This is a genomic window from Microbispora sp. NPDC049125 (genome assembly GCF_040802045.1).
In the GTDB taxonomy this organism is placed as follows: Bacteria; Actinomycetota; Actinomycetes; order Streptosporangiales; family Streptosporangiaceae; genus Microbispora.
The window spans coordinates 58,962-73,199 of sequence record NZ_JBEZDW010000018.1 but is presented as its reverse complement, the minus strand read 5'-3'; the positions used below and the strand labels follow the sequence as shown (position 1 = coordinate 73,199).

Below are 14,238 nucleotides of genomic sequence, written 5' to 3'. Positions count from 1 at the left end.
GTGCCCACCCTTGAGATTCGTGACCTGCACGTCGCCGTGGGCGACAAGGAGATCCTGCGCGGCGTCGACCTGGTCGTGCGCTCCGGCGAGACCCACGCGATCATGGGGCCGAACGGCTCCGGCAAGTCCACCCTGGCCTACGCGATCGCCGGCCACCCCAAGTACACCGTCACCTCCGGCAGCGTCCTGCTGGACGGCGAGGACCTCCTCGGCATGTCCGTGGACGAGCGCGCCCGCGCCGGCCTGTTCCTCGCCATGCAGTACCCCGTCGAGGTCCCCGGCGTGACCGTGTCCAACTTCCTGCGCTCGGCGGTGACCGCCGTCCGCGGCGAGGCCCCCAAGCTGCGCGAGTTCGCCAAGGACCTGAAGGCGGGCATGGACGGGCTGTCCATCGACCCGGCCTTCGCCCAGCGCAACACCAACGAGGGCTTCTCCGGCGGTGAGAAGAAGCGCCACGAGATCCTCCAGCTCGAGCTGCTCAAGCCGAAGATCGCCGTCCTCGACGAGACCGACTCCGGCCTCGACGTCGACGCGCTGCGCGTGGTCTCCGAGGGCATCAACCGGTTCCGGTCGCAGGGCGACACCGGCGTGCTGCTGATCACCCACTACACCCGCATCCTGCGGTACGTCACCCCCGACCACGTCCACGTGTTCGCCGGCGGGCGGATCGTCGAGGAGGGCGGCCCTGAGCTGGCCGACAAGCTCGAGGCCGAGGGCTACGAGGCGTACGCGAAGGCGACCGCCTGATGAGTGACCCGAGCTTCGACGTGGAGAGGATCAGGAAGGACTTCCCGATTCTCTCCCGCGAGCTGCCCGGCGGGCGCCCCCTGGTCTACCTCGACTCCGCGAACTCCTCGCAGAAGCCGAACCAGGTGATCGACACCATGCGGGAGCACCTCGCGTCCCACTACGGGAACGTGGGCAGGGCGCTGCACGCCCTGGGCAGCGAGTCGACCGAGGCGTACGAGGGCGCCCGCGACAAGGTCGCCGCGTTCATCGGCGCGCCCTCGCGCGACGAGGTGATCTTCACCAAGAACGCCTCCGAGGCGATCAACCTGGTCGCCTACGGCTTCGGCAACCCGCTGAACACCGACGAGCGGTTCCGGGTCGGCCCCGGCGACGAGATCGTCATCTCGGAGATGGAGCACCACTCCAACATCGTGCCGTGGCAGTTCCTCGCCCAGCGGACCGGCGCGACCCTGCGCTGGTTCCCGGTCACCGACGAGGGCCGCCTCGACATCGGCGGCCTCGACGAGCTCGTCACCGAACGCACCAAGATCGTCTCGATCACGCACCAGTCGAACGTGCTCGGCACGGTCAACTCGGTGTCGCCGATCCTGGCGCGGGTCCGCGAGGTCGGCGCGCTGATGATGCTCGACGCCTCCCAGTCGGTGCCGCACCAGGCGGTCGACGTGGCGGAGCTGGGCGTGGACTTCGTGGCCTTCACCGGCCACAAGATGGTCGGCCCGTCCGGCATCGGCGTGCTGTGGGGCCGCCGGGAGCTGCTCGACGCCATGCCGCCGTTCCTCGGCGGCGGGGAGATGATCGAGGCGGTCTGGATGGACCACTCGACCTACGCCCCGGTGCCGCACAAGTTCGAGGCGGGGACGCCGCCCATCGTCGAGGCCGTCGGCCTCGGCGCCGCGATCGACTACCTGACCTCGGTCGGCATGGACGAGATCAAGGCCCATGAGAGGCGGCTCGTCGGTTACGCCTTGGACGTCCTCCCGCAGGTCCCCGGCCTGAGGATCATCGGCCCCGCCACGGCCATCGCCCGCGGCGGGACCGTGTCGTTCACCTTAGAGGGCATCCACCCCCACGACGTCGGGCAGATCCTGGACGACGTGTACGGCATCGCCGTACGGGTAGGTCATCACTGCGCCCGCCCGCTCCACCTGCGGTTCGGCATACCGGCGACGACGCGGGCGTCTTTCTACCTCTACAACACGACGGCCGAGATCGACGCACTGGTCCGCGGCCTCCACCACGTGCAGAAGGTGTTCGGCTAAGCCATGATCGCGGAAAGCATGTACCAGGAGCTGATCCTGGAGCACTACAAGCACCCTCAGGGACGGGGGCTGCGCGAGCCGTACGACGCGGAGGTCCACCATGTGAACCCCACCTGCGGTGACGAGGTCACCATGCGGGTGAAGGTGGCCGACGGGGGCAAGGTCCTCGACGTGTCCTACGACGGGCAGGGCTGCTCCATCAGCCAGGCCGCCGCGTCGGTGCTGCACGAGCTCGCGACCGGCTCGACCGTCGAGGAGACCCTGTCGGTCGTGGACGAGTTCACCCGGCTGATGCAGGGCCGCGGGCAGGTGGAGCCCGACGAGGACGTCCTGGGAGACGCCGTGGCGTTCGCCGGCGTGGCGAAGTTCCCCGCCCGCGTCAAGTGCGCGCTGCTGGCCTGGATGGCCTACAAGGACGCGCTGATGAGGAGCCAGGGATGATCGGCCGCCCAGGCCGTGTTACCAGCCGTGTTGCAGGAAGGTGCGGCGGCGCCCTGAGGACGGGCGTGCCGCGATGCGAGGAGACGACGTGAGCAAGCCCACCGAGACGCCGACAGCCGTCCCCCCGTACGACGGGGCGCCCTCCCTCGACGACGTGACCGAGGCGCTGAGGGACGTCGTCGACCCCGAGCTGGGGATCAACGTCGTCGACCTCGGCCTGGTCTACGGCGTCAACCTGGACCCCGCGGGCGAGGGCGAGCGGCCGATCGCGACGATCGACATGACCCTGACGAGCGCCGCCTGTCCCCTGACCGACGTCATCGAGGACCAGGCCAACTCGGCGCTGGCCGACCTGGTGTCCGGCGTGGTGATCAACTGGGTGTGGCTGCCGCCGTGGGGGCCGGACAAGATCACCGATGAGGGCCGCGACCAGCTCCGGATGCTCGGCTTCAACGTCTGATCGCGCCGGCGCGACGCGCCGCCGAATTCGCGGATCTTCCCGTGGAGTCCGGGAATGCCGTACAGTTGTTTTTTGCTGTGCCTTGTGCGACGTGAGAGAAGGCGTCCGTGGGAGGGCCGCCACGACAATCGGCGGCCTCCACTTCTGCGGGACGTCGCGTCGCGGGGGCCTGTTCGCCGGTGATCCGAACCACCGGCCGCCCCATGACTTCGATGCGGGATCCGAATCCCGCGTTCCAGGTACGGCCCAGCCGTACATGTACCGGCACGTCCTTTCGCAGAAGTGACGCGCCCGCGTGTTCAGGCACGTCATCTCCAACGAAAGGCACGATTGCGTGACCACCTCTGACCTCGGCACGGAGACCCCGGCCGAGTTCGCCCTGCTCGGGCTGCCCCAACCGCTCGTCACGGGCCTCGTCCGCCAGGGCATCACCGCGCCGTTCCCGATCCAGCGCGCGGCCATCCCCGACATCCTCGCCGGGCACGACGTGCTCGGCAGGGGCCAGACCGGCTCCGGCAAGACCCTGGCCTTCGGCCTGCCCACGATGGCCCGCATCGCGGGCCACAAGGCGCTGCCCAAGCGCCCCCGCGCGGTCATCCTCGTCCCGACCCGCGAGCTGGCCCTCCAGGTCGCCGACACGGTCGAGCCGCTCGGCCGCGGGCTCGGCCTGCGCACCAGGACGGTCGTCGGCGGCATGCCGATGGGCCGCCAGATCGAGGCCCTGCGGCGCGGCGTCGACATCGTCGTCGCCACCCCCGGGCGTCTCACCGACCTCATCCAGCAGGGCGAGTGCTCGCTCCAGGACGTCATGGTCACCGTGCTCGACGAGGCCGACCACATGTGCGACCTCGGCTTCTTCCCGGTGGTGACCGCGCTCATCCAGCAGACGCCGGCCGGCGGCCAGCGGCTGCTGTTCTCGGCCACGCTGGACGGCGACGTCGACAAGCTGGTGCGGCGGTTCCTGACGGACCCGATCGTCCACTCGCTCGACCCGGCGACCTCGTCGGTCGAGACCATGGAGCACCACCTGGTGCAGGTGGAGCGGGACGACAAGCCCGACGTCACGGCCGAGATCGCCAACCGTGAGGGCCGGACGATCCTGTTCGTCCGCACCCAGCACGGCGTCGACCGCGTGGTGAAGCAGCTCGCCCGCGCCGGGATCCAGGCCGGCGGCCTGCACGGCGGCAAGCGGCAGAACCAGCGCACCCGGATCCTCGGCGAGTTCCGCGAGGGCAAGATCCCGGTGCTCGTCTGCACGGACGTCGCCGCGCGCGGCATCCACGTGGACGACGTGAGCCTGGTGCTGCACGTGGACCCGCCGATGGACCACAAGAGCTACCTGCACCGCGGCGGCCGTACGGCAAGGGCGGGCGAGCGCGGCAGCGTGCTCACCCTGGTCCTGCCGAGCGAGCGCCGGTCCACCGAGTCCATGACCCGCAAGGCCGGGGTCACCCCGTCCAAGCACCGGGTCAGGCCGGGCGACCCGGTCCTCGCCGAGATCGCCGGCGCCCGCCGGCCGAGCGGCCGCTCGGTTCCCGTGTGGGAGCCCGAGGTGCGCAAGCCGCTGCGCCGTGACGACCAGCCCCGCGACGACCGCCGCCGGCGCAGGCCGGCCGGCGCGCAGGGCGGCCAGCCCTCGTACTCCTCCTGGAACGGCGAGGGCCGCTCCGAGCAGCGCGGCGACGTTGCCGGCGGCGGCTTCAGGGGCGAGGTGCGCGGCGACCGCCGTGACGCGCCGCGTGGCCGCTCCGGCGTCCGTACGGCGCGATCCGAGGGCTACGCCGGTGGGCGTTCCACCGGGCGGCCCGCGGAGCGCGGTGTCGCCCAGGCGGGCCGCGGCCGTCAGGTCACCGGCCGCTGAGGCGCCGGCGCCGCAACAGAAACGCAGTCACGGAAGCGCTGTGACTGAAACGCAGTCACGGAAACGCTGTGACTGAAACGCAGTGACTGAAGGGCTGATCCCGGCCGGGCCGGGGTCAGCCCTTCACGCCGCTCAGCACGATCCCGCGGGTGAAGTACCGCTGGAACGCCAGGAAGAACCCGATCGTCGGCAGCGAGGCGAGCAGCCCGCCCGCCATGATCGCCCCCTGGTGCTGCGCCCCGGAGAAGTATGAGTTCAGCCGGGCGAGGGCGACCGGGATGTTGGCCATCTCGTCGCTCTGCACGATGATCAGCGGCCACAGGAAGTTGTTCCACTCGGCGAGCACGATGAAGATCGACATGGCCGCGAGGGCGGGCCGCAGGAGCGGCAGCACGATCCGCCACCAGATGCGCCACTCTCCCGCGCCGTCGACCCGGGCGGCCTGGATCAGCTCGTCGGGGATCGAATGCAGGAACTGCACGAGGAAGAACAGCACGAACGCCTTGGCCAGCGCCGGGACGATGTAGCCCTCGTAGCTGTCCAGCCATCCCAGGTTCCGCATGATCACGTAGTTGGGGATCAGCGTCGTCTGCCAGGGCACCATCATCGAGGCGATGATCATCAGGAAGATCGCCCGGCGGCCGGGCACCCGGTGCTTGGTGATGACATACGCCGCGAGCGAGGCGATCACCAGTGAGCCGGCGGTGATGGTGACCGTGATGAGGAGGCTGTTGAACATGAACCGGCCGAACCCGAAGTCCACCTGGTAGCGCTGGAAGATGCCCTGCAGGTGGCCGGGGTTGATCCTGGTGGCCGAGTAGTCCGGGTCGTAGAAGTTGTCCAGCGTCGGGCTCCGCGGCACGAATGACGGCGGCTGCCGGTTCAGCTCGCCGACCGGCTTGAAGACGCTGATCACCATCCAGTAGAACGGCACGATCATCGTCAGGGACAGCAGGTAGAACGGCAGCCGGAGCAGGTGGCCGTTCCTGGTGGAGCGGCGCGGGGAGTTGCGGCCGGTGCGCGGCGCCGCCGACGCCCCCGTTCCGGCCTGCGGCACCGTGGTGGGGACGACGGTCATGACAGCTCCTTCATCGCGCGGCCGACGCGCAGGTTGACCAGGCTGATCGTGAAGATGATCAGGAAGAGCACCCAGGCGACCGCCGAGGCGTAGCCGAGCTTGAAGTGCGTGAAGCCCTGGTCGTACAGGTAGGGGACGATCATCAGACCCGAGTCGAGGATCCCGCCGACGTTGTTGGTCCCCCGGAACACGATGTAGACGGCCTCGAAGATCTGGAAGGCCGTGATCAGCCCGGTGATGACCACGTACGTGGTGACCGGCCGCAGCAGCGGCAGCGTGATGCTCCGGAACTGCTGCCAGGTCGAGGCGCCGTCGATGCGGGCCGCCTCGTAGTACTCGTACGGGATCGTGTTGAGCCCGGCGACGTAGAGGACCATCCCGTACCCCATGCCGCCCCAGACCGACATGAGCACCAGGATCGGGATCGTGAGGCCGGGCGTGGACAGCCACTGCAGGGGCCGGCCGCCGAACCAGCCGACGACCGTGTTGGCCAGGCCGAAGTCACCCGGATTGAAGATCCACTTCCATAGCAGCATCACCGCGATGGACGAGGTCACCGAGGGCAGGAAGAAGATCGTGCGCATGATTCGGTGCGCCCATCCCGACTCGCTGAACGCCAGGGCGAGCCCGAGCGACAGCAGCGTGCCGATCCCGACGGACGCGACGACGTAGACGAACGTGTTGCCCAGCGCGTGGCGGAACCGGTCGTCGTCCGTGAGCAGCCGCCGGAAGTTGTCCAGGCCGGCGAACTCGGGGACGTTCACCCCGTCGAAGCGGGTGAAGCTGAGGTAGAGCGAGTTGGCCAGCGGCCATACCAGGAACCCCGCGAACAGCCCCAGGAAGGGGAGCAGCATCAGGTAGGACGTGCCGTGGCGCCGCCACCGGGACATCCGGGGCGAGGCGTGCGGTGCCATGTGGCCTCCAGTTGGAAGGTGGCACCAGGGCCGGTGGAAGGTCAGGTGTGCCGCCGGCCCTGGCCGTACGGCTATCCGGCGTTGCGTTCCATGATCTTGGCGGCCTCGCTGAGGGCGGTCTTCAGGTCCGCCCTGCCGAGGATCGCCGACTGCAGCTGCTTGGCGACGTCGGGCGCGCTGTCGTCCCAGCCCGGGCAGCCGGGCGCGGCGGCGCCGGTCTTGATGATGCCGGCGAACACCGCCGACTGCTCCGGCGTGAACGACGAGGTCGCGATCTTGTCCGGCCGGGGCGGGATGAAGGCCACGTTGCGCGCCCTCGACTCGGCGGCGATCGCGTCGAGGGCCTGGTCGCTGTAGAGGAACTTGACGAAGTCGGCCGACTGCTGGACGTACTTGCTGTACGACGTCACCCCGACGGCCCGGCCGCCGATGAAGGTGGTGGGGCCCGCCGGACCGGCCGGCAGCGCGGCCATGGCCCACTTGCCCTTCAGCTCCGGCTTGTCGGTGTCGAGGCTCATGGCGATCCAGGAGCCTCCGGACACCATCGCCGTGCCGGTCTCCAGCGCGTCCCCGCCCGCCACGGTGTCGGTGGGGGCGCCGTGCTTCCGGTAGAGGTCCACCCAGTACGACAGCGCCCGCTCGGCCTGCGGGGTGTCGAGGGAGGGTTTGCAGTCCGCTGTGTAGAAGGCGCCGCCGGCCTGGTGGAGGTAGTTGAAGAAGCCGATCCAGTCGAGGTTGCCCCAGTCGATGCTGAAGGGCCGTTTCACCCCGGCGCTCCTGAGCTTGCCGATGTCGGCCGTCAGCTCGTCCCAGGTCTTCGGGGGAGCCGTCACCCCCGCCTTGCCGAGCAGGTCCTTGCGGTAGTACAGCGCGTGGGTCGACATGTCGAGCGGCACGCCGTATACCGTGCCGTCCGGCGAGACGGCCGACTTCCACTGGGCCGGCTGCGCCTGGGCCCGCAGCGCCTCGATCCCGTACTTGCGCAGGTCCACCATCGCGCCGCGCATGCCGAACTGGATGGTCCAGGTCAGGCCGCCGGACAGGATGTCCGGCCCGCTCCTGCTCGTGGAGGCCGCGAGCAGCTTGGCGTACGCGTCGTCCCAGCTGAGGGTCTGCACCTTGATCGTCACGCCGGGGTGGGACTTCTTGTAGAGATCGGCCGCCTTCTGGAAGGCCGCCGTCTCGTCGTCGCCTCCCGTGGACCACCAGCTGATCGTGGCGGGGACCCCGGCGTCCGCCTGTTTCGTCTCCGGCTTGCCGCTCGTGGCGCAGCCCGCACCGAGCGCGGTGATCAGGGCAGCGCTGACGGCTGCCGTCGTTCGTCGCATGGGTGTCTCCGATCCTGACGGAAATCGTGTGATCGCCTGTCTTCCAGCGGCCCCCGGGAGCGGCCTCGCCGCGAGGCGGTGGCCTGCCGGGCCGTACCTCCCTTGCTCCAAATTTGTGCAGATCTCAGCACTAAACCGGATCAGTTGCAATAGGGGGTTTCCCCGGCGCCGGAATGGCTGACCTGGGAGTTTGATGTGACTCACCAGGTCAGCGAAGAGGCGGGGATTTACGCTCCGGCCGGCTGAGCCCCTTAACCGTGCCAGCGAATCGGCTCACCGGAGTGCTTGTGTAGCCTGAGCCAGGTGATCGGCGGGTGCCCCGCCCGCCCCAGCCCCTGGGAGCCCTCATGTTCGTTGACATGCCGCTTGACCAGTTGCGGAGCTACCGGCCGGAGCGTCGCGAGCCGGAGGACTTCGACGCCTTCTGGGACGCCACGCTCGCCGAGGCGCGCGAGCACGACCTGGCCGCGGTCTTCGAGCCGTACGCCGCCGATCTGGCCATGGTCGACGTGTCCGACGTGACGTTCGCCGGGTTCGGCGGGCATCCCATCAAGGGGTGGTTCCTGGCGCCGGCGTCGCGGTCGGGGCCGCTGCCGTGCGTCGTGGAGTTCATCGGCTACAACGGCGGCCGCGGGCTGCCGCACGACTGGCTGCTGTGGCCCGCCGCCGGCTACGCCGTTCTCGGCATGGACACCCGCGGCCAGGGCGGCGGCTGGCGGCAGGGCGACACCCCGGACCCGGCGCCCGGCGCCGGGCCGGAGACGCCCGGCAAGCTGACCCAGGGCGTGCTCGATCCGTACGCCTACTACTACCGCCGGCTGTACACCGACGTGGTGCGGGCGGTCGAGGCGGCCCGCAGCCACCCGGACGTGGACCCCGGCCGGATCGTCGTGTCCGGAGGCAGCCAGGGCGGCGCGATGGCCATGGCCGCGGCGGCGCTTGTGCCCGACCTGACCTACGCGTTCATCAACGTGCCCTTCATGTGCCACCTGCGGCGGGCCGCCGAGATCACCGACGAGGACCCGTACGCCGAGCTCGGCAGGTTCTGCGCCATCCACCGCACCAAGGTCGACCAGGTCTTCGCCACGCTCGACTACTTCGACGGGCTCAACTTCGCCGCCCGCGCGCGCACGCCCGCCCACTTCTCCGTGGGCCTGCGCGACGGCATCACGCCCCCCTCGACCGTCTTCGCCGCCTACAACCACTACGCGGGGCCCAAGGACATCTCGGTGTGGCCGTTCAACGGCCACGAGGGAGGCCAGACGCACCAGGTGCAGGAGCAGCTCAAAATCGCCCGGAAGATCTTCGGCTGACCGGTCCGGCCGGCAGTCTCGCACCGTGGACGCCGGGCGCGTCCCGGCCGTCCGCGCGGATACCCTTGGTCCGGGCGGATACCCTGGACGCGCACGCCCGACGACCCGAGAGAGACCATGAAGACCTTCGACGAGCTGTACGCCGAGCTGGCAGACAAGGCGCGGACCCGGCCTGCGGGCTCCGGCACCGTGGCCGCCCTGGACGCCGGCGTCCATGCCATCGGCAAGAAGGTCGTGGAGGAGGCCGCGGAGAGCTGGATGGCGGCCGAGCACGAGTCCACCGAGCGGGCGGCCGAGGAGATCTCGCAGCTCCTCTACCACATCCAGGTCCTCATGCTGGCGCGCGGCGTCGGTCTGGACGAGGTCTACAAGCATCTGTAGCCGCGACCGCTCGCGGCTCATCTGCGTCTCACGACCTCGTCCATCCCGATCCCGGAAGGGTTATCTCACCTCATGCTGCGTCTCGCCGTCCCGAACAAGGGCGCGCTCACCGAGGCCGCCCAGACCATCCTGAAAGAGGCCGGATACCGGCCGCGTACGGACAGCAAGGAGCTCGTGGTCGTCGACCCCGACAACGACTGCGAGCTGTTCTTCCTCCGGCCGCGTGACATCGCGGTCTACGTCGGCGAGGGCACCCTCGACGCCGGCATCACCGGCAGGGACATGCTGTTCGACTCCGGCGCCCCGGCCGAGGAGGTCGTGCCGCTCGGCTTCGGCCGGTCCACGTTCCGCTTCGCCTCCCCCGCCGGCACGTACTCCAGCGTGGCCGACCTCGCCGGGCTCCGCGTGGCCACCTCGTACGCCGGGCTGCTCGGCAAGTACCTCGCCGACCAGGGCGTCGACGCCCGGGTGATCAAGCTGGACGGCGCCGTGGAGACCGCCATCCGGCTCGGCGTCGCCGACGCGGTGGCCGACGTGGTGGAGACCGGCACCACGCTGCGCAACGTGGGCCTCGAGGTGTTCGGCGAGCCGATCGCCCACTCCGAGGCCGTCGTGATCAAGCGTGCCGGAGCGCCCGAGTCGACCGGCTTCGGCCAGCTCGTCCGCCGGCTGCAGGGCGTGCTGGTGGCCCGCGACTACGTGATGATCGACTACGACATCCGGGCGGAGCGCATCGACGAGGCCATCGCGATCACTCCCGGCATGGAGGGGCCGACGGTCTCCCCGCTGCACCGCGAGGGCTGGGTCGCCGTCCGGGCCATGGTGCCCCGCAAGGGCCACCAGCAGGTGATGGACCAGCTCTGGGAGATCGGCGCCAAGGCCATCCTGGTCACCGCCATCTACGCCTGCCGCCTCTAGCTGTGTGAGGCCGGCACGCTGTCGGCGCGGACCGGCACCGCGACGCCCGCGGCTGCCCGTCGGCAGCTCCGTGGGGCCGGTGATGGTTGTAGCGCAGGTTCCCCACTTCGATCGCGGTGTGGCTGCTGTCACCAGGGCACCGTTCCGGCGTCATCGAAGAATCCGCCGGTCGGTCCGTCGTCGGGCAGGGTCGCGAGGTGAATCGCGATGGCCGCGCCCTGTTGTGGTGTGCGGACGCCTTGGAAGCCGTTGAGGTCGGTGGCGGTGAAGCCGGGGCAGCCGGAGTTGATCAGGATGTCGGTGTCGCCCAGTTCCTTGACGTATTGGATGGTGAGGGCGTTGAGGAAGGCCTTCGACGCCAAGTAGGCGGCGGGGACCGGGCCCATGTCGATGCCGGGGGTGGTTTGCAGGGCGAGCGAGCCGACGCTGCTGGACATGTTGACGATCCGTGGTGATGCCGAGTCGCGCAGCATCGGCAGCATCGCGTTGGTGACCCGGATGACGCCGATCACGTTGGTTTCCACGACAGCTCGCACGGTCGCGGGATCGACCGTGGTAGGTGTCTGTGGCACGCCGCCGGTGATCGCGGCATTGTTAACCAGGACGTCGAGCCCTCCGGCATGGCCGGCGATCAGCTCGGCCGCCGCGGCCACACTTGCGTCGTCGGTGACGTCGAGCGGCACGCCGAACGCGTCGGTCCCGGCCGTGCGCAGCTTCTCCACCGCGGTGTCGCGGCGTTGTCGATCCCTCGCGCCCACACCGATTCGCCAGCCAAGCGCGCCCAGGCCGGCGGCGATCTCGTATCCGATTCCCTTGTTCGCGCCGGTCACTAGCGCGATCGTCCGTTCACTCATGCCGTCGATCATGTTGCCGCCTCAGGTGGGGCGTCCAAGACCGGTCGGGTGGGCGGCGATACCGCACGGGTATCGGTCGTGGTCAGCGCCGGATACGATCAGCGGGTGGAGACGCGGGAGTTGAGATACTTCGTCGCCGTCGCCGAGGAGTTGCACTTCGGGCGGGCGGCGCAACGGCTCGCGATGACGCAACCACCACTGTCGCGGGCGATCCAGCAGCTGGAACGGCGGCTCGGAGTCGTTCTTCTGCACCGCACCGCTCGCGCCATCGCCTTGACCGAGGCCGGGTCGGTGCTGCTGCGGGAGGCCCGGACCGCGCTCGACGCGGTCGAAGCCGCCGAGCGGCGAACCCGCCGTGCCGCGGGCGACCAGCCGGGTGTGGTGCTGGCCGCCAAGGCCGGAGCGTCCAGGGAACTGTTGCCGAAGCTTCTGGACGCCTACGCCGCTGAACCGGGCTCAGTGGCAGTCGAGGTGATGTTGTGCGGGCCGGGCGAGCCGGAAAGTCTGCTGCGCGCCGGGCGTGCCGACGTCGCTCTGCTCCACCGGCCGTACGACACCACAGCCGGATTCGACACCGAGGATCTGCGCACCGAACAGCAGGTCGTGGTCCTGCCCAAGGGGCATCCCCTGGCCAACCGGGCGCATCTGTCGTTGGCCGAGGTCAACGCCCAGACGGACCTGCCCCTGCCGCGCTGGCCCGGACGAGATGGCGGCCATCCGGACGGCCCCGGCCCGCAGGTGCGCGACCATACCCAGCTGTTCCAACTGATCGCGCTCGGACTGGCCTGCGCAGTCGTACCCGAGTCGCTCCGAGACCGGCTACGCGACGACCACGCCATCGTGCCGGTGCCGGACGCACCGGCCGTCACGACCGTCATCGCCTGGCCACCACACTGCAGATCCAAAGCCGTCGCCGACCTCGTCCGCACCGCGACACGCCTCTAGCCGATACCCGCTGCACAAGAGGAAACGCCGGGCGCGATGACAAATGTAATCGCGAATGCCAGACGTCGGCCACTGACGGATCTCCTGTGCCCGCCTTTACTGTCGGACCATGAACGCCATCGCCTTCACCGGGGTCACCAAGACTTACGGCGACGTCCTCGCGGTCGACGGGCTGAACCTCGAGGTCGCGGCCGGCAGCACTGTCGCCCTTCTCGGGCCGAACGGCGCGGGGAAGTCCACATCGATCAACATGCTGCTGGGGCTCCTGCAGCCGACCGCGGGGGACATCAGCGTGTTCGGCCGCACTCCCGCGCAGGCCGTCGCCCGCGGGGAGGTCGGCGCCATGCTCCAGGAGGGGACGCTGATCCCCGAGCTGACCGTCGCGGAGACCGTGGACTTCGTCCGCGCGCTCTACCCGCAGTCGCTGCCGCTGGAGGAGATCCTCAGGCTCGCCGACCTGACCGGTGTGGCCAAGCGGCGGGCCGACCGGCTATCCGGCGGGCAGACCCAGCGGGTCCGCTTCGCGCTGGCCATCGCCGGCGCGCCCCGGCTCCTGCTCCTCGACGAGCCCACGGCCGCGATGGACGTCGAGTCCCGCCGGGGGTTCTGGGACAACATGCGGGCGTACGCCGCGCTGGGCCACACGATCCTGTTCGCCACCCACTACCTGGAGGAGGCCGACGAGAACTCCGACCGCGTGGTGGTCATCGCCCGGGGCCGCGTCGTCGCGGACGGCACGGCGGCGCAGATCAAGGCGGGGGTCGCCGGCCACGCGGCGAGCTTCCGGCTGGGCGAGCAGTCCGTCGCCGGGCTGGACGCGCTCCCGGGAGCCACGGCCGTGGAGATCCTGGGGGGCCGGGTCACGCTGCACACCACCGACCTGGACGCCACGCTGGACGCGCTCTACCGCAAGACGACCCTCGACATCCACGATCTCCAGCTCCACGGGGCCGATCTGGAGGACGCCTTCCTCGCCCTCACCAAGGAGGCCTGACCATGCGCCACTACATCAAGGTCGAGATCCTGCGGATGCTCCGCAACAAGCGCTACCTCATCTTCGTCGTGGCCTTCCCCGTGGGCTTCTACCTGCTGTACTCCAACCTCTGGGGCTCCGAGGTCGACGCGGCGACCGGGGTGAGGGGCGCCGTGACGCTGATGGTCTCCATGGCCGCGTACGGCGCGCTGGCGGCCGCGATGATGTCGACCGCGGTCCCGTGGTCGCAGGAGCGGCACAGCGGCTGGCTGAGGCAGCTCCAGATCACGCCGCTTCCGGGATGGGCGATCATCGCGACCAAGCTCGTCGCGTCGCTCCTGCTCGTGCTGCCCTCCTTGCTGCTGGTGGGGCTGGCCGCGGTGCTGACCCAGCACGTGACGCTCCCGGCGGGGCAGTGGGCCGCGCTCCTGCTGTGCATGTGGATCGGGACCATCCCCTTCGCCGCCCTGGGCCTGACCATCGGGTCGCTGCTGCGGCCCGACACCGCGCAGCCCGCCGCCATGATCGGAATGTTCGGCCTCGCCCTCCTGGGCGGGCTGTGGTTCCCCGTGAGCATCATGCCCGCGACAATGAAGTCCATCGCCCAGGCCACACCGTCCTACGACTACGCCAGCATCGGCTGGGAGATCGTGGCCGGCCGGGCGCCCCACACGCCGGATGTCGCCGGGATCGCCGGATGGGGCGTCGTCCTGGCCGTCCTGGCCCTCCTGGCCTACCGCCGGGCCACGGCCCGCGCCTAGCA

15 protein-coding genes are annotated in these 14,238 nt (G+C 70.0%); 11 read left to right on the top strand and 4 right to left on the bottom strand.

The window, feature by feature from the left end; all coding sequences use genetic code 11:
* From sufC to AB0B72_RS21690, 5 genes are all read left to right on the top strand, one after another.
* The gene (gene sufC / locus AB0B72_RS21710) at window positions 1-747 is read left to right on the top strand and encodes a Fe-S cluster assembly ATPase SufC (protein WP_367740683.1); all 747 of its coding nucleotides are present in this window, start codon (window positions 1-3) and stop codon (window positions 745-747) included.
* On the top strand, window positions 747-2,009 hold the full coding sequence (locus AB0B72_RS21705; protein WP_367740682.1) for a cysteine desulfurase: 1,263 nt from the start codon (window positions 747-749) through the stop codon (window positions 2,007-2,009). Before sufC ends, AB0B72_RS21705 begins: the two co-directional genes overlap by 1 nt.
* Window positions 2,010-2,012: 3 nt before the next feature.
* Window positions 2,013-2,450 carry a Fe-S cluster assembly sulfur transfer protein SufU gene (gene sufU, locus AB0B72_RS21700; RefSeq protein WP_367740681.1) on the top strand — a complete coding sequence of 146 codons (438 nt, stop codon included), beginning with the start codon at window positions 2,013-2,015 and terminating at the stop codon, window positions 2,448-2,450.
* 88 nt (window positions 2,451-2,538) lie between these two features.
* On the top strand, window positions 2,539-2,910 hold the full coding sequence (locus AB0B72_RS21695; protein WP_367740680.1) for a metal-sulfur cluster assembly factor: 372 nt from the start codon (window positions 2,539-2,541) through the stop codon (window positions 2,908-2,910).
* A 334-nt stretch (window positions 2,911-3,244) separates the two neighbouring features.
* Complete coding sequence (locus tag AB0B72_RS21690; RefSeq protein WP_367740679.1) at window positions 3,245-4,771, top strand: DEAD/DEAH box helicase; 1,527 nt, start codon at window positions 3,245-3,247, stop codon at window positions 4,769-4,771.
* Window positions 4,772-4,886: 115 nt separating this feature from the next.
* Here AB0B72_RS21690 and AB0B72_RS21685 read toward each other — a convergent pair whose 3' ends face one another.
* From AB0B72_RS21685 to AB0B72_RS21675, 3 genes are all read right to left on the bottom strand, one after another.
* Window positions 4,887-5,849, bottom strand: a complete 963-nt coding sequence (locus AB0B72_RS21685; RefSeq protein ID WP_367740678.1) for a carbohydrate ABC transporter permease — start codon at window positions 5,847-5,849, stop codon at window positions 4,887-4,889.
* Complete coding sequence (locus tag AB0B72_RS21680; protein ID WP_367740677.1) at window positions 5,846-6,763, bottom strand: carbohydrate ABC transporter permease; 918 nt, start codon at window positions 6,761-6,763, stop codon at window positions 5,846-5,848. The genes AB0B72_RS21685 and AB0B72_RS21680 overlap by 4 nt, the downstream gene beginning before the upstream one ends.
* A gap of 71 nt (window positions 6,764-6,834) precedes the next feature.
* Entirely contained in the window at window positions 6,835-8,091 is a 1,257-nt protein-coding gene (locus tag AB0B72_RS21675) for an extracellular solute-binding protein (RefSeq protein WP_367740676.1), read from the bottom strand.
* Between the two features lie 347 nt (window positions 8,092-8,438).
* Between AB0B72_RS21675 and AB0B72_RS21670 the strand changes: the two genes are divergently transcribed.
* The 3 genes from AB0B72_RS21670 to hisG all read left to right on the top strand — a co-directional run bounded on the left by AB0B72_RS21670 (window position 8,439) and on the right by hisG (window position 10,703).
* Window positions 8,439-9,404 (top strand): acetylxylan esterase, encoded by a 966-nt coding sequence (locus tag AB0B72_RS21670; RefSeq protein WP_367740675.1) that lies wholly within the window; start codon window positions 8,439-8,441, stop codon window positions 9,402-9,404.
* Window positions 9,405-9,521: 117 nt separating this feature from the next.
* A complete protein-coding gene (locus tag AB0B72_RS21665) occupies window positions 9,522-9,785 on the top strand; it encodes a phosphoribosyl-ATP diphosphatase (RefSeq protein WP_367740674.1) in 264 nt (87 codons plus the stop codon).
* Between the two features lie 72 nt (window positions 9,786-9,857).
* Window positions 9,858-10,703 carry an ATP phosphoribosyltransferase gene (gene hisG / locus AB0B72_RS21660; protein ID WP_367740673.1) on the top strand — a complete coding sequence of 282 codons (846 nt, stop codon included), beginning with the start codon at window positions 9,858-9,860 and terminating at the stop codon, window positions 10,701-10,703.
* 128 nt (window positions 10,704-10,831) lie between these two features.
* On the opposite strand, the gene AB0B72_RS21655 is transcribed toward hisG, so the two are convergent.
* Window positions 10,832-11,569 (bottom strand): SDR family NAD(P)-dependent oxidoreductase, encoded by a 738-nt coding sequence (locus AB0B72_RS21655; protein ID WP_367740672.1) that lies wholly within the window; start codon window positions 11,567-11,569, stop codon window positions 10,832-10,834.
* Between the two features lie 93 nt (window positions 11,570-11,662).
* Between AB0B72_RS21655 and AB0B72_RS21650 the strand changes: the two genes are divergently transcribed.
* The 3 genes from AB0B72_RS21650 to AB0B72_RS21640 all read left to right on the top strand — a co-directional run bounded on the left by AB0B72_RS21650 (window position 11,663) and on the right by AB0B72_RS21640 (window position 14,236).
* A complete protein-coding gene (locus AB0B72_RS21650; protein ID WP_367740671.1) occupies window positions 11,663-12,502 on the top strand; it encodes a LysR family transcriptional regulator in 840 nt (279 codons plus the stop codon).
* Window positions 12,503-12,611: 109 nt separating this feature from the next.
* Window positions 12,612-13,496 (top strand): ABC transporter ATP-binding protein, encoded by an 885-nt coding sequence (locus AB0B72_RS21645; RefSeq protein WP_367740670.1) that lies wholly within the window; start codon window positions 12,612-12,614, stop codon window positions 13,494-13,496.
* Window positions 13,497-13,498: 2 nt separating this feature from the next.
* Window positions 13,499-14,236, top strand: a complete 738-nt coding sequence (locus AB0B72_RS21640; RefSeq protein ID WP_367740668.1) for an ABC transporter permease — start codon at window positions 13,499-13,501, stop codon at window positions 14,234-14,236.
* The last annotated feature ends 2 nt before the right edge of the window (window positions 14,237-14,238 follow it).